Genomic DNA, 19723 nt, shown 5'->3' with positions numbered 1-19723 from the left:
CGGATTGTGTCCCGCGTCTCCTTTTTGTGAGGGTGCAGCCATCTCGAACGAAGGGGAACGTTCATGTCCGGCAGATCCAAGCTGGCGGCTGTGCTTGCCATCTCGGCACTAGTCGCTGCCCCTACCGCAACGGCGTCCGCCGCCGCAGAACCGGCGGGCCCCGCACTCGCCAAGAAGCTCGCGAAGAAGGTGACCGTAGAGGGTGTCAACCGGCACCTGATCGCGTTCCAGCGCATCGCCGACCGCAACGGCGGCAACCGCGCGGCCCTCACCCCCGGCTACGACGCGAGCGTCGAGTACGTCGCGGGCAAGCTCCGCGACGAGGGCTTCATCGTCACGACGCCGAACTTCAGCTTCGAAGTCCCGATCACCGACGCGGAGACCGCCCGCGTCGACGGCGTGAACTACCAGGCGATCGTCATGACCGCCTCGCCCCAGACCCCGGTGGGCGGTGTGACCGGCCCGCTGCGCGTAGTCCCCGAAGACGCCACCACGGGCTGCGAGGCAACGGACTTCGCCGGCCAGAGCTACACCGGCAGCGTCGCCCTGATCCGCCGAGGCGGCTGCACGTTCGAGCAGAAGCACCTCAACGCGGCAGCGGCAGGCGCCATCGCCGTGCTCGTCTCGAACAACACCGCGGGCCCCCTGTCCAACGTGACGCTGACCAACCCGGGCGTCATCCCGACCGGCGGCATCTCCCAGGCCGACGGCACCACCCTCGCCGGCAAGGCGGGCGCCACCGTCACCGTGGACATGCGCTACCACAACGAGACCCGCACCCAGCGCAACGTCATCGCCGAGACCCGCACCGGCCGCAAGAACAACGTCGTCATGGCAGGCGCCCACCTCGACAGCGTCGAACTGGGCGCGGGCATCAACGACAACGGCACCGGCTCCGCCTCCCTGCTGGAAACCGCACTCCAGCTGGGCTCCCGCCCGAAGATCGACAACGCGATCCGCTTCGCCTGGTGGGGAGCAGAGGAGCGGGGCCTCATCGGCTCCGAGGAATGGGTCCGCTCGCTGACGTTCGAACAGCAGCTGGACATCGCCCTGTACCTGAACTTCGACATGGTCGGCTCCCCGAACGCCGCGTACTTCATCTACGACGGCGACGACTCCGACGCGGTGGGCGCGGGCGCGGGCCCGTACGGCTCCGCGCAGATCGAGAAGGCCTTCGCCGACTACTTCGCCGCCAAGGGCGTGCCGACCGAGGGCACGGACTTCTCGGGCCGTTCGGACTACGGCGAGTTCATCGCGCAGGGCATTCCGGCCGGTGGCCTGTTCACCGGTGCGGAGGGCGTGAAGACCGCGGCCCAGGCCGCCAAGTGGGGCGGGACCGCGGGCGTCGCCTACGACCCCTGCTACCACTCGAAGTGCGACAACCTCGGGAACGTGGACCGGGTGGCTCTGGGACGCAACGCTGGCGCGATCGCGTTCGTGACCGCCGCCTACGGTGTGTCCACTGAGGACGTGAACGGGGTGCCGCCTCGTTCGAAGCGGGCTGAGGCCCGTTCTGCGGCTCTGATGAAGTCGGCTTCGCACGACGACCACTCGCACGCGGCCGTTTCGTAGTTCGTTCTTGATTGACGGCGGCGGTGCCCTTCGGGGTGCCGCCGCTTTGTCATTGCGGGCGTTGTACCGAGCCGGGTCAATTCATCGCCACTTCGCGACGACAGAGTTTAAGCTTGATTTGAAGCCTCCAGCGAGACGGCCGGATCGGACTCGAAAGACTGGGTGCGTCATCGTCGCTGCTCAGGAGGGCATGATGAATGAAGTCGCGCGTGACGAGGACTGGTCGTTCACGGTCGATGAGGCCGGGAGGGCTGTCCCGTCAGGGCCCTCGGGGACGCCGGAGAACGCGGTTCAGGGGATGGAGATCCTCTTCGACCCGATCGGCAACCTGGCCCTCGCGGAATACTTCCTTCTCAAGTGGCGTGAGATGCGCGTCGAGCAAGGGCCAAAATACTCGATCAGCACGCCGAGCGCCCGAGTGGAACGGCTCGACGAGGAGCGGGTGGAAGTTCAAGACTTCTATGACCAGTTCGAGGACTTCAAAATGGGGGCGGCGGAGTTCGAGCGGGTCTTGGTGCGCCTGGTCGAATTCATGAAGACCCCGGAGTTCAAGGAGGCTCAGTAGACGTCTCGTCACGAGCTGGCCTGAGACGCTGCTGTGCCCGTTGCTACACAAGAGGGGGTGTGACCAGCCTGAACGGCCAGTCACACCCCCTCTGAACTGCGGAAGCGGAGGGATTTGAACCCCCGGACGGTTGCCCGTCTCCCGCTTTCAAGGCGGGTGCATTCGGCCGCTCTGCCACGCTTCCCGAGCCCCGAAGGGCGTCCGCGCAAGCCTAGCCGTTCGACTCCCGCAGGTGTGTCATGACCCGGTCGAACACCTTGGCCAGCACCTCACCCTCCTCGGGAGTCAGCAGGTCGACGATGTGCGCACGCACCCCGCGGAGGTGTGTGGGAGCGGCGGCGACCAGCTGGGTCATGCCGGCGGGCGTGAGCTCGGCCAGCACGCCGCGTCCGTCCTCTGTGCACTCCCGGCGCGACACGAGCCCGGCCTTCTCCATGCGGGCGACCTGGTGTGAGACGCGCGACTTCGACGACGCGACGTCCTCTGCCAGCTGCGTCATGCGCATGCGCTGGTTCGGTTGTTCGGACAGGCGAACGAGGATCTCGTAGTCCGCCAGTGACACTCCGTGGGTGTCTTGAAGCTCTCGGTGCAGGCGGTCCATGAGCATGGAGGAACCGTTCACGTAGGTGCGCCATGCGCGCATCTCGCCCTCGTCGAGCCAGCGCGGCTCCTGCTCACTTGGTGTCACGAGAACAAGACTAAGCCTGACCATGACGATCCTGTCGCACCTCTGGAAAACGCGGCCCTGAAAAGGCAGACTCCCGGGCCGTACACGCGCGTTAACCACGCCTTGGAAAGGCTCTACCCATGAGTTCGTTCAGACGGCTTTCCGTTCTGGCGATCACCGCCGCCGCGGCCACTGTCATCAGCGCTACCGGGCCTGCCCAGGCCGATGCCCAGTCACTGCGCGGTCGGGGCACGGTTGACGTGCGCCTGATCGGCATCAACGACCTGCACGGCAACATCGAGCCGCCCACCGGGTCTTCCGGACGCGTCATCCAGCCGGACGGCACGACCGTCGACGCTGGTGGCGCCGCGTTCAACGCCACGCACATCAAGAACCTCCAGAAGGAGGTCAAGAACTCCGTCATCGTCGGGCAGGGCGACCTGATCGGGGCCAGCCCCATCGTGTCGGCGCTCTTCCACGACGAGCCGACGATCGAGGTGCTCAACAAGGTCGGCATGGACGCGACCGCGGCGGGCAACCACGAGTTCGACGAGGGCTACAAGGAGCTGCTGCGCATGCAGCGCGGTGGCTGCCACCCCGTGGACGGGTGCCAGTTCAGCGAGAAGTACAAGGGCGCGAACTTCCCGATCCTCGGCGCGAACGTCACGGACGCGAAGCACGGGCTGCCTGCGCTGCCGCCGTTCTGGGTCGAGATCCGGGACGGGATCCCGATCGGCTTCATCGGCATGCCGCTCAAGGACGTGCCGATCCTGGTCGACCCGAACGGCATCAAGGAGCTCAAGTTCGGTGACGAGGTGAAGGCGGCCAACAAGTACGCCAACCTCCTCGACGCCATCGGCATCAAGTCGATCGTGCTGCTCGTGCACCAGGGCGACCAGGTCACCTCCACCGGTGGCGGGCCCAACGCGTGCAACGTCGCGCCCAACAACCCCGGCAGCGTCATCGCCACGTCGGTGAGCCCGAAGATCGACGCGGTCTTCTCCGGCCACAGCCACCAGCACTACAACTGCGTGGTCAAGGACCCGGCCGGCAACCCGCGCCCGTTCATCGAGGGCCTGGCCTTCGGTCGTGAGCTCAGCGTCGTCGACCTCAAGATCGACCGCCGGACGCGCGACGTCATCCGCAGCGAGACCAAGGCCGACAACAAGATCGTCACCCGCACCGTCACGCCGGACCCGACGATCCAGGCGATCATCGACCTGGCCAAGACGAAGTCCGCCCCGATCGCGAACCGGAAGGTCGGCGAGATCGGTTCGGACATCCTGCGGGCGCAGAACCCCGCCGGTGAGTCGCCGCTCGGCAACCTGATCGCGGACTCGCAGCTGGAGCTCACCAAGGGCAACGGCGCGGTCCTCGCGCTGATGAACCCCGGTGGCGTGCGCGCGGACCTCACGTTCGCCAGTTCGCCTGTGGGTGAGGGCAGCGGCGTGGTCACCTACGGCGAGATGTTCACCGTGCAGCCGTTCGGCAACATCCTGCAGACCGTCACGTTGAGCGGCACGCAGATCAAGAACGCGCTGGAGCAGCAGTTCACCGCGGCCAGGACGATCGTGCTGCAGCCCTCGGCCGGCTTCACGTACAGCTGGTCGGCCTCCGCGCCGTTCGGTTCGAAGATCTCCGACATGAAGATCAACGGTGTTCCCGTCGACCCGAACGCGAACTACCGCGTGACGATCAACAGCTTCCTGCAGGGCGGCGGTGACGCCTTCCCCGAGTTCACCAAGGGCACCGAGATCACCGGTGGTGGCATCGACCTGGACGCGTTCTCCGCGTACCTGGTGGCGAATCCCGGTCTGGGCGCTCCGGCGCTGAATCGCATCACGCAGCTGCCGTAGCCGCACGACGCAGCTGAAGGCCGCCCCGGCGACGAAAAGTCGTCGGGGCGGCCTTTTCGTGTGCCCCGTTGCTCCATTTGATCTAGGGTGAGGGCCGATGTCGTGGTTGCGTCGGTTCCTCCTGCTCGCCGGTCTGGTGACCGGTGCCTGGCTGCTGGGCGCGGGCCAGGCGAACGCCGACGTCCGGGTCGGGATCGACCAGTTGAAGATCGAGATCGAGCTCCCCGTCGTCGACGTCGGCCTCCAGGTCGAGACCGCGCCGCCGCCACCGCGGCAGCCCGTCCCGCCGAAGCCGGACCCGCGCGTCGATCCCGGCGAAGCCGTGCCCGAGGCGCCACGAACCCCGGCAGCGACGAAGGCAGCAGCGAAGCCCGAGGCGCCCCAACTGCAGCAGGCGTCACCGCCACCGCCACCGCCGCCGACGCAGCCCACGAACCCAGTGCCCGCACCGCACGAGCCGCAACCGCAGGCCGAGCAGCCGGTCCCCGGCACGCTCCCGCAGAGCGGCGCGGGATCGAGCACGAGCACCCAGATGCCGGTGGGCACGCTGCCGCACGTGATGCGGCCGCCCACCACCACAGCGTCGGAAACGAACACCGAACAGCAGGACGTGCCGCGCGCCGTGCGCGCGGAGGAGCCGACGTTCTCTCCCGACTGATCCGGTGCCGCGAACGAGCAGCACAGGGGATCCGTCACTTTCCAGGGAGAACAGTCATGCGCAAGAACCTCAACCGCACCATGTCCGCCGCTCTGCTCACCGGTGGCCTGATGGTCGCGACCGCCGGCTGGGCACAGGCCGTCCCGGTGCCGCTGAACATCGACGACGAGGTCCGCGTCGGCAACCTCGTCAGCGTCCCGGTCAAGGTCTGCGGCAACGCGATCAACGTGCTGGGCCACAGCGACGCCACGTGCGACGAGAAGCCCGCCGAGCGCGTCCAGGCCGACAAGGCCCTCGTCTCCGCGCCCGTCACGGTCTGTGGCAACTCGGTCGGCGTCGCCGGCGGCGGTGCCGGCAGCTGCGGTGAGACGAAGCCGGAGCAGGCCAACGGCACCGTCGAGGCCCCCGTGACCGTCTGCGGCACCGCTGCGGGCGTGCTCGGCACCGCGAGCGGAGACTGCGGCAAGACCGAGACCCCCGAGCAGCCCGGCGAGAACCCGGAGCAGCCGGGCGAGAACCCCGGCGAGACCCCGGGCAACGAGAACCCCGGCGAGAACCCCGGCAACGAGACCCCCGGCAACGAGACCCCGGGCAGCCAGAACCCCGGCAACGGCGACACGGGCAACGGCAACACCGGCGGTGGCGACAACGGGGACGCCGACAACGGCGGCGGCACCACCGGCGACGACTCCGGCGCCGGCACCCCGCAGACCGGTGACAAGGCCTCGCAGCGCGCCTCCGCGGTCATCCCGAACCTCTCGCGCACCGGCGCCGAGCCCCTCGAGTTCCTGCTGCTGGGCCTCGGCCTGATGGCCGCCGGTGTGATGGCCCGCCGCGGTGCGCGTCGCGTCACGAAGGCCTGATCGACAAATCCTGATCATTTTTCACAAATCGCCCGGCGAGGGATTCTCTCGCCGGGCGATTGCTGTCTGCACTGTCGATCTCCGCAGGTCACCCGTCCGACTTCACCAATTCAGGTTTGGCGTGAGGTGTTGAGAAATGGGCTGATCAAGCGCATAGTCGATAACGAGCTGGCAACCGGCAGGTGAATGAACTAGACCACCCGGAGGCCACGCCCAGAAGGGGTAGGTGGTGCTGTGCAGGTATCTCCTCGCTGTGGCGAAACGCGGTCTGTCGCATCCCCGCGAGCGGATCGGACGTGACCGGTCCGGGCGCGACTGTGTAGCGACGGACACGAGGTTTCGGGTGCCCAGGCGCCGTCAGGCGTCGCTCGGTGCACTTCGACGCTGTTGAGCTCGGCTTCGGTGTCGTCTCATGGCGTCACCGGCTGAGCGCCACGCCAACCTTCGTGGGCCGTAGTCGTCACTTCCAAATGGGAAAAGCCTTGGTGCGGTGCCCCGACGTCGGGCTCCGCACCAAGGCATGTTTCGTGCTTTATCGTTTGCGGCACCCATGGGGTCCTTGGCAGGAGGATGCGGTGCAGTTCAACGAAGGCGCGGAACTAGACAGTTCTCAGGTTTCGGACCAACGCGGCTCGGGTGGCAGGGTCGCGGGCGTCGGCGGTGGCCTCGGCGTGGTCGGCCTGATCATCTACTTCCTGTTCCAGCAGTTCACCGGCATCCAGCTGCCCGCGGGCGGACTGGAGGGCCTGGGCAACAACACCCAGGTCGAGTCCGGCCAGCTGCTCGACAAGTGCAAGACGGGCGCCGACGCGAACCGCGACAGCGACTGCAGGGTCCTGGCCACGATCAACTCGATCCAGGGCTTCTGGACCGACCAGTTCGCCCGCTCGGGCAACACCTACCAGGTCACCAAGACCAACTTCTTCCGCAACAGCGTGAGCACCCGCTGCGGCAACGCCTCCTCCGCGGTCGGCCCGTTCTACTGCCCCGCGGACTCCCAGGTGTACATCGACCTGGACTTCTTCAACGAGCTGCGCACCAAGTTCGGCGCGACCGGCGGCCCGTTCGTCGAGGCCTACGTGCTCGCCCACGAGTACGGCCACCACGTGCAGAACCTGCTCGGCACCTCCGACCGGGTGGGCCAGGAGACCGGGCCCACCTCGGGTTCGGTGCGCCTCGAGCTGCAGGCCGACTGCTACGCGGGCGCCTGGAGCAAGGCCGCGACGACCGTTCCGTCGTCCAACGGTCAGCCCCTCATCTCGAACATCACCCAGGAGGACATCGACGCCGCCCTGGACGCCGCGAGCCGCATCGGTGACGACTTCATCCAGCGCGAGCTGGGCGGCGGCCGGGTCGACACGACCAAGTTCAGCCACGGCAGCTCGGAGCAGCGCAAGAAGTGGTTCTCGACCGGGTTGCAGACGGGCGATCCCGCCCGCTGCAACACGTTCGACACGAACAACCTGGGCTAACGAAGCGATGCCCGTTCCACGCGGGACGGGACGCCGTTCACCCCCTCGGTGGTGACGGCGTACGAAGCGATGACATGGGCCGCAGCGGAGACGTTGCGGCCCATTGCTTCGCGGTTGATGTTGCCGAGGTTGTCGCACGCGCGGTGGTAGCAGGGATCCATCTCCATCCCCGCCGTGCCGCCCCACTTCACGGCCTGCGCCGCGGTCTTGACCTCGCCGCCGCCGGAGATGATGCCGCCCGCCGGGATGCCGAGCGCGGTGAACGAGCCGTAGTCGCTGGCACCGCGCACGTTCAGGCCCTCGGGGCCGAGGTCGCGGGACGTGTAGAAGTCGCTGAACGCCTTCTCGATGTGCGTCGATCCGTACGGCAGACCGGGGTCGTTGTAGACGAAGTAACCGGGGTTGGGCGAGCCGACCATGTCGAAGTTCAGGTACAGCGCGATGTCCAGCTGCTGCTCGAACGACAGCCCCGACGCGTAGGCGCGCGACCCGACCAGCCCGATCTCCTCCGCGCCCCACCACGTGAAGCGCACGGCGTTGGGCAGCTTCGGCCGGGAGCCCATCTTCAGCGCCACCTCCAGCAGCGCCGCGGACCCCGAGCCGTTGTCGTTCAGGCCGGGGCCGGTCTCGACGCTGTCGAGGTGTGCGCCGGCCACGACGACGTTGTCGGTGCGGCCGGTCCGCGTCTGTGCGACGACGTTGCGGTCGAGGTGGACCTCGTCGTGGTGGCGCAGGTCGAGCGTGACGGTCTGGCCCGCCAGCGCGGCGAGCGCGGTGCCGTCGGCCTTCGAGGTGGTGCCGCCGGGGACCGTGCCGGGGATGCGCAGGTCGAGGTGGCCGTCGACGTTGTTGGAGATGATCACGGCCGCCGCGCCCGCGTTCACCGCGTTGGCGTACTTGGAGACGAACGTGCAGGTCCCGCGCCGGATCAGCGCGACGGCACCCCTGAAGTCCTGCCCGGCGAAGTCACTCGCCTCGCAACCGGGCGTGCCGTCCTCCGGCACCGCCCGCAACGGCGCGACGAGGCCGCCGGACGGGGTGTTCGGGGTGTCGCCGAACGGCACGAGCGCGTGCGACGCCCCTCCCACCACGGCGGTGCCCGCGTCGTCGATCTTCCGCTTGACCTCGAACTCCGGTGTGGTCACGTCGAACCCGGCGTCGCGCAGCCGTCCGGCCACGTAGTCGACGCTGGCCGAGTACCCGCTGGTCGTCGCGGCGCGGTTGCCGCCGTGGGTGTCGGCGATGCGCTGGAACGCGATCAGGTGCCGGTGGGCACCGTCCGCGCTCACCCGGGCGGCGAGATCGCGGGCGGGGTCGGTGGCTGCGCTCGCTGTGGAGCCGAGCAGCACCAGGGACGAGGCCAGGGCTGTTACCGCGGTGATGGCACGCATGGGTCGAGACTGGCCCGGGTGGCCGTGAGAGCGCTACCACCCGAGCCGGTCCCGACAATTGTCAGCGGCGCGCGACCGCCAGCAACCGATGGCTGCCCACGCGGAACGCGCTTCCGTCGACGTCGCCGTGCAACGAGACCGACGAGAACCCGGCGTCGTTCAGCATCCGGGTCAGCTCAGCCGCCGTGTACACGTGCTGCACGCATTCCGACCGCTGCGTCCGCTCCCCGTCCGAGAACGTGAAGTCGATCAGCAGCCGCCCCGTGGTGACGTCGTAGGTGTTGACGGCGACCATCTCGACGCCGCCCGCCGACATGCGGATCTCACCCGGCAGCGAGGGCAGCAACGCCTCGGCCGCGCAGCCGTAGTCGATGACCAGCACCGGTGCCACCTCGGCCAGGTCGCGCAGGAACCGTTGCGAGCCCGCGTGGTCGAGGTAGCCGAAGCTGTTGCCCAGGCACAGGGCCAGATCGGCCTTCACGCCGAACGAGCCCAGCGACGCGACGTCGCCCTGCCGCCAGTCGAGGTCCGGCGCCAGCGAACGGGCGTGCGCGATGGCCTCGTCCGAGATGTCGATGCCGGTGACCTCGTAACCGCGGCGGGCCAGTTCGATGCTGTGCCTGCCGCTGCCGCACGGCGCGTCCAGGACGCGTGGACCGGCACCGAGGCCGACGAGGAAGTCGACCTCGGCCGAGGTCTGCGAGGGCTGGACCGCTCCACGCCAGAAACCGTTGGCGAGATCGGTGAAGAAAGAGGTGTACCAAGTCAAGGTGGTGCTCCTGGTGATCGCGGGAAACAGAACGCGAGAGTCACCGGGTACTGCGAAGGCACCCGGTGTGTCCGGGGCTGCCCATGGCATCTGCCTTGTCTCTGAGAAACGCTTGGAGGCACCACTGAACCACGCCGAAGTGAAGGCGCGAAACGGTTTTACGGCTGGGACCGCCGCGTGGAGAAGCGGATCATGTTGCCGGACGGGTCGCGGAACGCGCAGTCGCGCACGCCGTAGAACTGGTCGATCGGTTCCTGCATCACCTCGGCCCCGGCCGCGCGGACCTGCTCGAACTTGGCGTCGACGTCGCCGAGCTCGAAGATCATGCCCATCAGGGATCCCTTGGCCAGCAACGCGTGCAGCGCCTCGTGGTCGGTCGGCGGCACGGGCGGCCCGATGAGCGACAGGCCGATCTCGACGTCGGGCTGCTCGGCCGGGCCGACGGTGAGCCAGCGGTAGCCGTCCTCGATGGTGACGTCCGTGCGCACTTCGAGTCCGACGACGTCGCGGTAGAACTTGAGCGCGATGTCCTGGTCGTGGACGAAGAGGAACGTGTGCGAAAGCTTCATGCGGCGAACCCTAGGCACGCCGCGAGCGCGTCGCTTCTCGAAACCTGCTCGGTCGAGTCAGACCCATCAGATGACATCCCGGCACCACCGCGAGCTCGTCGTGAGCACGGCCCCGGTAGGCCGACGGCGTCTCCCCGACGAGCTCGGTGAACCGCGCGGAGAACGAGCCGAGCGACGTGCAACCGACCTCGACGCACACCTCCGTCACCGACAGCGTTCCCCGCCGCAGCAACGCCTTGGCGCGCTCGATCCGCCGGGTCATCAGGTAGCCGTAGGGCGTCTCGCCGTACGCCGCGCGGAACTGACGGGCGAAGTGCGACGGGGACATCAGCGCGGCACGGGCCATCGCGGGCACGTCCAGCGGCCGGGCGTACTCGCGGTCCATCAGGTCACGCGCCCGGCGCAGGTGCGCCAGGTCCTCCGGGGTCACGCGACCAGCATGCCACCGACCCCAACGCAGAGGAGTCCCCGCGATGCTCACGCTTTCCGAGCACCATCGGTTGCCCTTTTCCGGAAGAAGTTCTTGTCCCTTTTTCGTCCTCCTCCCGACCCTTCCGCAGTGCCTTTGACCTGCGGTACTTTCCGAACGTCCGGCGGTGCGTGCGGGGGCTCTGCAGCGGCGGACGTCATCATCACTGGGACTCGGGGGGATCCGTTGTCCGGCAGATCCACGCTCAGAATCGGTGCTCTGACCACAGCCGCGGCGCTGGTGTTCAGCACGTCCTACGCCGCCGCCTTCGCGCAGGAGGACTCGACGAACGCACCTCCGGCTCCTGCTACGACAACGATGACGACGAGCACGCCGCCGTCGTCCGCGCAACCGGCCCCACCCCCTCCTGCCGCGGACCAGAAGCCCGAGGCAGAGCAGGAGAACAGCATTTCCGGCGTTCTCTACGGCGACAAGAACCGCAACGGCCGGCAGGACCCCGGCGAGGCCGTCCAGGGCGAGGTCAGCGTCTTCGGCGGCACCACCAGGCACACGACGACGAGCGCCGCGGACGGCACGTTCGCCTTCCAGAGCCTCGAACCGGGCACCTACTGGGCGACCTATGTGCTGAAGGACGGCTGGGTCGTGCACCACCTCCAGGCAGCGGGGGACGAGGTCGTGGTCACCGCCGGCAGGACCACCGAGGTGCCGGTGCGCGCGGACAGGCCCTACTCGGAACAACTCCAGGCGACCGCGTCGCTCGATCGCGGCAGCTACGAGCACCCGGCCCACGCGAAAATCAAGATCACTCTCACGAACACGAGCGACCGTGAGATCGAGGGCATCAAGGCGGCGTGCAACCGCCCGAACCTCGGCAACACGCTCGGCAACGGCGGCCCCGAGTGGCACGTGTTCAACACGCACGGCGTGACGTTGGCCGCCGGTGAGCAACGCACGGTCACGATCGGCGAGAAGGTTCCAGAGGCCGCTCTCACGGCGGGCGTCGTCACTCTCGACTGCGACTTCGCCCCGGACGCCGCGTGGATCACCGACGGTCCGCGGGTACACGCGGAGGCGAAGGTGTCCGGCCGCCTCGGCCACACGATGGTCCTCGGCGAGGACAGGAACGCCGACCAGCGCATCGACGCGGACGAGGTGGTCAGCGGTGCGAAGGTCGTTCTGCTGAACACGCGCACCGGTGCCCCGGTCGCCGACCGCAGGAGCGGTGCGGACGGCAAGGTCGAGTTCACGGGCCTGAACGCAGGCGACTACCGCGCGGTGCTCCTCGAGTCGTGGGCCTTCACCGACGACAGTCAACATCTCGTGCGCGTCACCGCCGAGGGCAGCGCCAGCACCAAGTTCCTGAAGCACGCGGCGCCCGCGTCCCTGACCGCCACGATGAGGTTCGACAAGCCGCGCTACGAGTCGCACGAACGGGCGCGCGTGGACCTGACCATCACGAACACCGGTGGCAAGACCGCCGAGCGGGTCAGGGTGATCGACGCGATCTACGACGTGGTCACCACCCCCGAGCAGTGGGGTGACGCAAGGGAGGAAGGCCCCGGCGCGCTGATCCCGGCGGGGGAGTCCCGCACCTTCGGCGTCACCGGCCCGATCCGCAACTTCCAGGACGGCAAGCTGACCGCGTGGGCCTCCGTCGAGTACCTCGGCATGCCGGACCGCGTGCCGAGCGTCAACGCCGAGGCCGAGGTCTTGCAGACCACCGGTGACGTCAGCGGTGTCGTCTACGTCGACCGGAACCACAACCGGCAGCAGGATCCCGGTGAGGCCGCCGCGGACGCCGTTGTGGAGGCCAACGGCGGCGCGCCCTACGACTACTTCCGGACCACGACGGACGCCGAAGGCCGCTTCTCCTTCAAGAAGGTTCCTTCGGGTGACTACGTTATCGGCTACGCGCTGGCCGACGGGTGGATCGTGCACGCCGAGAGCAACGCGCCGCAGGTCCACGTGCGACCGGGGCCACCGCTCCAGGTCACGGCGCGGGCCGAGCGCCCGTACACCGAGGCACTCAAGGCGTCGGTGGTGCTCGACAGGTCCGTCTACGCGATCGGCGACCAGGCCAAGATCACGATCACCCTGTCCAACAGAGCCGGCTACGAGGTCCGCAACGTCCAGGCGGGGTGCGAGAGGGCCGAGAACACCTGGCCGGTGACCGAGGCCTGGGGCGACCTTCGTGAGCCGGGCCTGACGCTCGCTCCGGGGGAGACGAGGACGATCACCTTCAGCGAGAAGGTGCCGGCGGAGGTGGCCGGGTCGAACCGGGTGGCCGTGCACTGCGCGTTCGCGCCGTGGGTCGTGGCGAACACCGAGGACGTCGTGGTCGGGTACGACTGGGCGAGCATCCCCGGCGAACCCGGCACCGTGCGGGGCACGATCCTGTACGACAGGAACCAGAACTACTGGGTCGACCCCGGAGAGCCCCTCCAGAACACCCGGCTCCTGCTGATGACCGAACGCGAGTACGGCGGCATCGTCGCCGAGACCGTCACGGACGCCGACGGGAACCTGCTCTTCGAACGGGTTCCGCCCGGCACCTACTGGCTGCAGGTCGACGGGCCGTGGCAGTTCGCGGTCCCGGTCACTGCGATGGTCGAAGTCACCGCGGGAGCGGACGGCTTCCTCCTGCTGTTCGTCGTTCCCGGTCCGCCTCCCACGCCGCCTGCAGGCGACGGCGGCGAGAGCGGCGGTGACGACGGCGGAACCGGCGGCGCGCTGGCGAAGACCGGAGCCAGCGTGCTCGGTCTCGGTGCGCTCGCGATGTTGCTCGTGGCTTTCGGTCTCGGTGCGAGGGTGATCGGCCGCCGCCGGACCACGTGAGGGCGCGGTGTCGCGCACGACACTGTCCAGTGTGGATTGTTGATGTTGGAAATCCCTTTCCGGGCGCCGGTTCATCAGGTAGCTTGCCAAGGTCTGCCAGGCGCGTGCGGGGGCTCTGACGCCTGTGGACCACCATTTGTCGGGTCTATGGGGGATCCTTTGTCCGAGAGATCGGTCAGCCGTGCCCTGCTCAAGTTCGGGGCACTGACCACCGCTGTCGTCCTGGCGTTCGGCGGAGCCACCACCGGTGCGCTCGCGCAGGAGCCGGAGACGCCCACGTCGAGTGTCGAGGCGACGCCGACGAGCGAGCCGTCCACTCCACCGTCCACAACGGACTCTGCGCCGCCGTCCACCACCGAGCCCGCGCCGCCGTCGACCACCGACCCGGTGCCGCCGTCGACGACGCAGCCCGGTGAGACGACCACGTCGCCGAGCACCGAGCAGCCCGCGTCCAGCACGCCGGCGGTGACCCCTGACGCTCCGGCGCAGCCGAACAACGCCGAGCAGAAGACCGCGGGCGACCAGAAGGCCGCGGCCGAGGTGCCGGACGTGAAGGTCACGGCGTCGATCGACAAGACGCACTACCAGTCGCACGAGCCGGTGAAGCTCACGGTCACCGTCACGAACAAGAGCGCGTTCCCGGCCGAGCGCGTCCGCGCGAGCGCGTGGGGCCTCCAGGTCGAGTACGGCGACTGGGGCAGCCTCGAGTACCCCGGCACGACCTTCGCCGCGGGGGAGTCACGCACCGTCGAGGTCTCCGGCAGCATCACCCAGCTCAACGGCGACAAGCTCGACCTCACGGTCTACGCGAGCGCGGAAGCGGGCGACTCCTCCAGCAACGACAACTTCGTCTCGTTCCGGCCGACCGTCACCCGGACCGTCGGCAACGTGAGCGGCCTCGTCTTCGCGGACGTCAACCGCAACGGCCAGTTCGACGCCGGTGAGTCGCTCGGCACCTCGAACGTCAGCATCTACGGCGGCAGCCCCGTCGCGGAGCACCGCACGACGACGGACGCGAACGGCCGGTTCACCTTCACCGGAGTTCCGTCCGGCACGTACTACAGGCCCTATTACGAGCTTCCCGACGGCTGGGTGGTCCACACCCCGTCCGGCCAGGAGTCGTTCCTGGTGGCGCCGAACCAGACGGCCGAGGTGGCCGACGCCGCCGAGCGGCCGTACTCGGAGATGCTGACCGCGACCGCGTCGTTCGACAAGACGACCTACGCCTACCCGGCCACCGCGAAGATCACGGTCACGCTCACCAACACGAGCCAGTACGCGGTCAGCGGGATCCAGTCCGGCTGCAACCGCGTCGGCAACAGCAACCACTTCGGCTTCGGTCCCGAGTGGAACGCGGTGTTCGGCCCCGGCGTCGACCTGGCGGCCGGTGAGTCGAAGACCTTCGTGATCAACGAGGCCCTTCCCGAGGGAGCGGCGCAGGCGGGCGAGGTCTGGCTGTCGTGCGACTTCCAGCCGAACCCCGGCTACAACACCGACGGTCCCCACGTCGGCGTCAAGGCGGGCGTGACCGGCGGCAAGGGTCGCTACACGATGCACCTCGCCGACGACAAGAACCAGAACTGGATGACCGATCCAGGCGAGGAGATCGCGAACCTCAAGATCATCCTGGTCGACCCGGCGACGGGCGACAAGATCGCCGAGGCCACGAGCAACCTCTACGGCCAGCTGGACTTCGTCGACGTGCCGGTCGGCACCTACCGGGCCGTGATCCAGGGTCCGTGGGCGTTCGTCGGCGGCGGTACCGACGTCGACCAGGTGCAGGTCGTCGGCTGGGGCACCAGCGTCTTCACGCCGCTGAAGCCGGGGCCCGACTCGCCGCACCTGCGCGCCACGCTGAAGCTCGACAAGGCGCGGTACGAGTCACATGAGACCGTGAAGCTCGCGCTGACCGTGTCGAACGTCGGAGGTCGTGTCGCCGAGCACGTTCGCCTGACCCACTCGCCCAACTCGATGGACATCCCGTCTGCGGAATGGGGCGACTTCGAGCCGTTCGGTCCCGGTGTCCAGATCCCCGCCGGCGAGTCCCGCACGTTCGAGGCCTCGGGCACGATCCGCGACACCAGCGACGGCAAGCTGTCGGTCTGGGGAATGGTGAGCTACCTCGGAGCGCCGACGCCGTCCGGCGTCACGTTCAGTGCCGAGGCCGAGGTCAAGCAGACCCTGGGCTCGATCGTCGGTTCCGCGTACCTCGACAAGAACGGCAACAAGCAGCAGGACGCCGGTGAGGCGGCCGAGGGCGTCACGGTCGAGGCCCGCGGCGGCACGCCGTCCGGCTTCTTCGAGGCCACCACGAACGCCGACGGCGTCTTCGGCTTCTCAGACATCCCGTCGGGCAACTGGTACCTGGTCTACGCCTTCTCGGGTGGCTGGGTCGTGCACCTCGACGGCGACAACCAGGCCGTCCGCGTGGGTCCTGGCGCCACCGCCCAGGTCGTGGCACGGGGTGAGCGGCCGTACGCCGAGTCGATCGTCGCGAAGGTGGAGCTGGACCAGGACGTCTACCAGCCCGGTGAGGCCGCCAAGATCTCGGTGACCCTGACCAACAGGGCCGGACACGCGATCAGTGGCATCGTCGCCGCCTGCAACGCCGCAGGCAACGGCAACGAGCTCGGCACGTCGACCAAGCCCGGCCACGGCTGGGGCGACCTGTTCGGCCCCGGCGTGACGGTCGGCGCGGGCGAGACGAAGACGTTCGTGGCCATCGAGGCCGTCCCGCAGGCCGCCCAGGACCGGGGCACGGTGATCGTGGGGTGCAGGTTCTCGCCGAACGCGGCGAACAACTTCGACGCGCCCTTCGCCTACGACACGGCACGCGTGCCCGGCGGCTTCGGCTCGCTGAGCGGCGAGCTCTACACCGACCGCGACGGTGACTACGTGTTCGACCCGGCCGAGGCGATCGGCAACACCCGCGTCGTGCTGCGCGACCGCGAGCTCGGTGTGGACGTCGCCGAGGCGTTCTCCGACGCCAAGGGCCACGTGCGCTTCGACAAGGTGCCGGCCGGTGACTTCTGGGCGTGGGTCGACGGCCCGTGGAAGTTCGAGGGCCAGTACGGCGGCCACGTGCAGGTCTTCGCGGGCAGCGAGTCCAAGAACGACTTCCGCGTCGTCGCGGACCCGAAGCCCGCGACCCCGGACAGCGCGAAGCCGGGCCAGGAGGCCGTGGCGGGTGGTGCCGCCTCCGGTGGTTCCACTGGTGACGCGCTCGCCAAGACCGGTGCGTCCGTGCTGGACCTCGGCCTGCTCGGCGCGCTGCTCGTGGCGTTCGGTCTCGGTGCCAGCCTGATCGGGCGCCGCAGGACCGCCTGACGCGAAGATCGACGAACGGGCCCGGCACTCGCTGCGAGTGCCGGGCCCGTTGTCATGAGCGCCACAGCTCGCTGGTCCGAACGGAGTGTTAGCGTCGCGAACCATCGGGTACGGGGGTGACATGTCGGTCTGGGAAATGATCGCGGTGGTCATCGCGGGTGTGTTCGCAGGCGGCATCAACACCGTCGTCGGCAGCGGCACCCTCGTGACGTTCCCCGTGCTGCTCGCTGTCGGTTACCCGCCGGTCGTCGCGAACGTGTCCAACAGCCTCGGCCTCGTGCCCGGCTCGCTGTCCGGCGCGTGGGGCTACCGCGAGGAGCTCAAGGGGCAGGCCGACCGGGTCAAGCGGCTGCTGCCCGCGTCGATCCTCGGCGGCATCATCGGCGCGATCCTGCTGGTCACGCTGCCGGACAAGGCGTTCACCGCGATCGTGCCGGTGCTGATCGTCATCGCCCTGGTGCTCGTGGTGATCCAGCCGTGGCTCAACCGCAAGCTCTCGCACCGGCGCAACGAGGAGAACGACGGCGGCCTGCTGCTGTGGTTCGGCGTCTTCGCCGCGGGAATCTACGGCGGCTACTTCGGCGCGGCGCAGGGTGTGCTGGTCATGGGCATCATGGGCGTGCTCGTCAGCGAGCACCTGCAGCGGATGAACGCGCTGAAGAACGTGCTCACCGCGTTCGTGAACCTCGTCGCCGGCGTGCTGTTCATCTTCATCGCCGACGTGGCGTGGCTGGTCGTGCTGCTGCTGGCCGTCGGGTCCGTGGTCGGTGGCCAGATCGGCGCGAAGATCGGCCGCAAACTCCCACCCGCCGTGTTGCGCGGCGTCATCGTGGTGGTGGGAGTCGCGGCGATCGTTCAGCTGCTCATGAAGTAGGTCCTAGACCGCGAAGGCGCGAGCCGCCGCCAGGAACGCGTCGTTCTCGTCCGGCTCGCCGATCGTCACGCGGGCGCCCTCGCCCACGAACGCGCGCACCACGACCTTGTGGGCCAGGCAGTGCTCGTTGAACTCGGCCGTGCGCTCGCCCAGCGGCAGCCACACGAAGTTCGCCTGCGTCTCGGGCACGTCGTAGCCCATCGCGAGGAGCTCGCCACGCACGCGGGTGCGTTCCGCCACGATCGCGCGGCAGCGGACCATCAGCTCGTCCTCGGCGTCGAGCGACGCCATCGCGGCCACCTGTGCCAGCGCGTTCACCGAGAACGGCACGTAGACCTTGCGCAGCACGTCGGCGACGACCGGCGGTGCGACGGCGTAGCCGATGCGCAGGCCCGCGAGGCCGTACGCCTTCGAGAACGTCCGCAGCACGGCGACGTTGTTGTGGCCCGCGGCCCACTGCAGCTTCGCGAGCTCGACGCCGTCCGGCACGTGGGCGTCGTCCACGAACTCCTTGTAGGCCTCGTCGAGCACCACGAGCACGTCCCGCGGCACCTTCGCGATGAACGCCTCGATCTCCTCGGTGCGCAGCGCGGTGCCGGTCGGGTTGTTCGGGTTGCAGACGAAGACCATCCGCGTGTTCGGCGTGATCGCCGCGAGCATCGCGTCCAGGTCGTGGGTGTGCTCTGAGTTCAACGGCACGCGGATCTGCTTCGCGCCCGCCACGTGCGTGACGATCGGGTAGGCCTCGAAGGACCTCCACGCGAAGAGCACCTCGTCGTTCTCGCCGCAGGTGGCCTGGACGAGCTGCTGGCACAGGGTCACCGAGCCGCAGCCGATCGCCAGGTGGTCGGCCGGGACGCCGAGCTTGTCGGCCAGCCGTCCCGTGAGTTCGGCAGAGCCCGAGTCGGGGTACCTGTTGATGCCGGTGGCCGCTTCGGCGATCGCTGTGACGACGCTCGGCAGCGGTCCGGCGGACACCTCGTTGCTCGCGAGCTTGATGGCGCCGGGGATGGTCCTGCCGGGCACGTAGGACGGCAGGGACGCCAGGTCAGCACGGGTTCGCACGGTCATGGGCCCGATCCTCGCATTGCTCCGTCCGATTGGTCACGTTGACTGGAGTTCACCCCCGCGTGGAAGGGTGGGAAACATGACCACAACCCGCACCGAGACGCTTACCCTCACCGACGGCCGTGAGCTGCGGGTGACGATCGCCGAACCCGACTCCGCCGTGCGGGGCGGGCTCGTGGTGCTGCACGAAGCGCGCGGTATCACCACGGGGGTTCGCACGCTCGTGAGCAGCCTTGCCGACGAGGGCTGGCTCGCGATCGCACCGCACCTCTACGACGAGGACCGGGTGCACGGGGCCGACATCAAGGACCAGGTCAGCAAGCTCAACGGCGACCGGTTGCTCGCGGACACGGACGTGGCGTTCGTCTGGCTCGGCCAGCAGGGCGTGAGCGCCGACCAGATGGGCGTCGTCGGCTTCGACATCGGCGGCACCGTCGCGATGGTGGTCGCCGCCAGCCGCACGATCGGCGCGGCCGTCACCGTGCAGGCGCCGGGCATCCTCGAGCCGCTCTCGGAGGGCCTCCCCGCGCTGGTCGACGTGGCCGGCGACCTGAGCTGCCCGTGGCTCGGCATCTTCGGTGACGAGGACTCGGAAGAAGTGAGCAAGCTTCGTGATGCTGTGATCAGCTCCGAAACCGCGTCAGATCTGGTCCGTTTCAACGTTTCGAGTGACGAAGCATGGGTTCGTGCGTTGAACTGGTTCGACGCACACATGAGGTAAGGGTCTTTACGGCGGATTGGAACCGAACCGTCCTCCAGGTACATCTAAGGAGTGCTTCGGACGGCTGACTGGGTGTAGCTGCGCGT

General features: G+C 68.6%; 16 protein-coding genes and 1 tRNA gene. 10 read left to right on the top strand and 7 right to left on the bottom strand.

The features are described 5' to 3' along the window. The first annotated feature begins 63 nt into the window (after positions 1–63). Positions 64–1572, top strand: a complete 1509-nt coding sequence (locus ACWF7A_RS10640) for a M28 family metallopeptidase (RefSeq protein ID WP_452250212.1) — start codon at positions 64–66, stop codon at positions 1570–1572. A 193-nt stretch (positions 1573–1765) separates the two neighbouring features. Continuing rightward, positions 1766–2137, top strand: a complete 372-nt coding sequence (locus ACWF7A_RS10635) for a hypothetical protein (RefSeq protein ID WP_452250211.1) — start codon at positions 1766–1768, stop codon at positions 2135–2137. 99 nt (positions 2138–2236) lie between these two features. On the opposite strand, the gene ACWF7A_RS10630 is transcribed toward ACWF7A_RS10635, so the two are convergent. Together ACWF7A_RS10630 and ACWF7A_RS10625 are read right to left on the bottom strand one after the other, a co-directional pair. Further along, positions 2237–2321: transfer RNA gene (locus ACWF7A_RS10630), tRNA-Ser, on the bottom strand. A 27-nt stretch (positions 2322–2348) separates the two neighbouring features. Beyond that, positions 2349–2780 (bottom strand): MarR family winged helix-turn-helix transcriptional regulator, encoded by a 432-nt coding sequence (locus ACWF7A_RS10625; RefSeq protein WP_452250653.1) that lies wholly within the window; start codon positions 2778–2780, stop codon positions 2349–2351. 164 nt (positions 2781–2944) lie between these two features. Between ACWF7A_RS10625 and ACWF7A_RS10620 the strand changes: the two genes are divergently transcribed. The 4 genes from ACWF7A_RS10620 to ypfJ all read left to right on the top strand — a co-directional run bounded on the left by ACWF7A_RS10620 (position 2945) and on the right by ypfJ (position 7653). Continuing rightward, on the top strand, positions 2945–4660 hold the full coding sequence (locus ACWF7A_RS10620; protein WP_452250210.1) for a bifunctional metallophosphatase/5'-nucleotidase: 1716 nt from the start codon (positions 2945–2947) through the stop codon (positions 4658–4660). Between the two features lie 97 nt (positions 4661–4757). Beyond that, positions 4758–5318, top strand: coding sequence for a hypothetical protein (locus ACWF7A_RS10615; protein ID WP_452250209.1), 561 nt, complete (start codon positions 4758–4760; stop codon positions 5316–5318). A 56-nt stretch (positions 5319–5374) separates the two neighbouring features. After that, the gene (locus tag ACWF7A_RS10610; RefSeq protein ID WP_452250208.1) at positions 5375–6181 is read left to right on the top strand and encodes a hypothetical protein; all 807 of its coding nucleotides are present in this window, start codon (positions 5375–5377) and stop codon (positions 6179–6181) included. Between the two features lie 575 nt (positions 6182–6756). Continuing rightward, positions 6757–7653: a KPN_02809 family neutral zinc metallopeptidase gene (gene ypfJ, locus ACWF7A_RS10605; RefSeq protein ID WP_452250207.1), complete on the top strand. Its 897-nt coding sequence runs from the start codon at positions 6757–6759 to the stop codon at positions 7651–7653. Here ypfJ and ACWF7A_RS10600 read toward each other — a convergent pair. The 4 genes from ACWF7A_RS10600 to ACWF7A_RS10585 form a co-directional block, all read right to left on the bottom strand. Beyond that, positions 7650–9044 (bottom strand): M28 family peptidase, encoded by a 1395-nt coding sequence (locus ACWF7A_RS10600; protein WP_452250206.1) that lies wholly within the window; start codon positions 9042–9044, stop codon positions 7650–7652. The two genes, ypfJ and ACWF7A_RS10600, sit on opposite strands and share 4 nt — an antisense overlap. A 61-nt stretch (positions 9045–9105) precedes the next feature. Further along, on the bottom strand, positions 9106–9813 hold the full coding sequence (locus ACWF7A_RS10595; RefSeq protein ID WP_452250205.1) for a methyltransferase domain-containing protein: 708 nt from the start codon (positions 9811–9813) through the stop codon (positions 9106–9108). A 158-nt stretch (positions 9814–9971) separates the two neighbouring features. Further along, a complete protein-coding gene (locus ACWF7A_RS10590; protein WP_452250204.1) occupies positions 9972–10382 on the bottom strand; it encodes a VOC family protein in 411 nt (136 codons plus the stop codon). Between the two features lie 10 nt (positions 10383–10392). Beyond that, on the bottom strand, positions 10393–10812 hold the full coding sequence (locus ACWF7A_RS10585) for a helix-turn-helix transcriptional regulator (RefSeq protein WP_452250203.1): 420 nt from the start codon (positions 10810–10812) through the stop codon (positions 10393–10395). A gap of 225 nt (positions 10813–11037) precedes the next feature. Here ACWF7A_RS10585 and ACWF7A_RS10580 point away from each other — a divergent pair, with 225 nt between their 5' ends. The 3 genes from ACWF7A_RS10580 (at position 11038) to ACWF7A_RS10570 (ending at position 17848) form a co-directional block, all read left to right on the top strand. Next, positions 11038–13647 (top strand): SdrD B-like domain-containing protein, encoded by a 2610-nt coding sequence (locus ACWF7A_RS10580; RefSeq protein WP_452250202.1) that lies wholly within the window; start codon positions 11038–11040, stop codon positions 13645–13647. 159 nt (positions 13648–13806) lie between these two features. After that, positions 13807–16974, top strand: coding sequence for an SdrD B-like domain-containing protein (locus tag ACWF7A_RS10575; RefSeq protein WP_452250201.1), 3168 nt, complete (start codon positions 13807–13809; stop codon positions 16972–16974). 121 nt (positions 16975–17095) lie between these two features. Continuing rightward, on the top strand, positions 17096–17848 hold the full coding sequence (locus ACWF7A_RS10570; RefSeq protein WP_452250200.1) for a sulfite exporter TauE/SafE family protein: 753 nt from the start codon (positions 17096–17098) through the stop codon (positions 17846–17848). 3 nt (positions 17849–17851) lie between these two features. On the opposite strand, the gene hisC is transcribed toward ACWF7A_RS10570, so the two are convergent. Then, on the bottom strand, positions 17852–18919 hold the full coding sequence (gene hisC / locus ACWF7A_RS10565) for a histidinol-phosphate transaminase (RefSeq protein WP_452250199.1): 1068 nt from the start codon (positions 18917–18919) through the stop codon (positions 17852–17854). 76 nt (positions 18920–18995) lie between these two features. On the opposite strand from hisC, the gene ACWF7A_RS10560 reads away from it, so the two are divergent. After that, positions 18996–19637 carry a dienelactone hydrolase family protein gene (locus ACWF7A_RS10560; protein ID WP_452250198.1) on the top strand — a complete coding sequence of 214 codons (642 nt, stop codon included), beginning with the start codon at positions 18996–18998 and terminating at the stop codon, positions 19635–19637. Positions 19638–19723: the final 86 nt, after the last annotated feature.

The organism is Lentzea sp. NPDC055074 (genome assembly GCF_053608005.1).
This window is presented reverse-complemented; position numbering and strand designations above follow the sequence as displayed.

Bases quoted from the DNA above. Each gene is read 5' to 3' on its own strand.
- ACWF7A_RS10640 (WP_452250212.1), top strand. From the start codon at position 64: ATGTCCGGCAGATCCAAGCTGGCGGCTGTGCTTGCCATCTCGGCACTA.
- ACWF7A_RS10635 (WP_452250211.1), top strand. From the start codon at position 1,766: ATGAATGAAGTCGCGCGTGACGAGGACTGGTCGTTCACGGTCGATGAG.
- ACWF7A_RS10625 (WP_452250653.1), bottom strand. From the start codon at position 2,780: ATGCGCGCATGGCGCACCTACGTGAACGGTTCCTCCATGCTCATGGAC.
- ACWF7A_RS10620 (WP_452250210.1), top strand. From the start codon at position 2,945: ATGAGTTCGTTCAGACGGCTTTCCGTTCTGGCGATCACCGCCGCCGCG.
- ACWF7A_RS10615 (WP_452250209.1), top strand. From the start codon at position 4,758: ATGTCGTGGTTGCGTCGGTTCCTCCTGCTCGCCGGTCTGGTGACCGGT.
- ACWF7A_RS10610 (WP_452250208.1), top strand. From the start codon at position 5,375: ATGCGCAAGAACCTCAACCGCACCATGTCCGCCGCTCTGCTCACCGGT.
- ACWF7A_RS10600 (WP_452250206.1), bottom strand. From the start codon at position 9,044: ATGCGTGCCATCACCGCGGTAACAGCCCTGGCCTCGTCCCTGGTGCTG.
- ACWF7A_RS10590 (WP_452250204.1), bottom strand. From the start codon at position 10,382: ATGAAGCTTTCGCACACGTTCCTCTTCGTCCACGACCAGGACATCGCG.
- ACWF7A_RS10570 (WP_452250200.1), top strand. From the start codon at position 17,096: ATGTCGGTCTGGGAAATGATCGCGGTGGTCATCGCGGGTGTGTTCGCA.
- hisC (WP_452250199.1), bottom strand. From the start codon at position 18,919: ATGACCGTGCGAACCCGTGCTGACCTGGCGTCCCTGCCGTCCTACGTG.
- ACWF7A_RS10560 (WP_452250198.1), top strand. From the start codon at position 18,996: ATGACCACAACCCGCACCGAGACGCTTACCCTCACCGACGGCCGTGAG.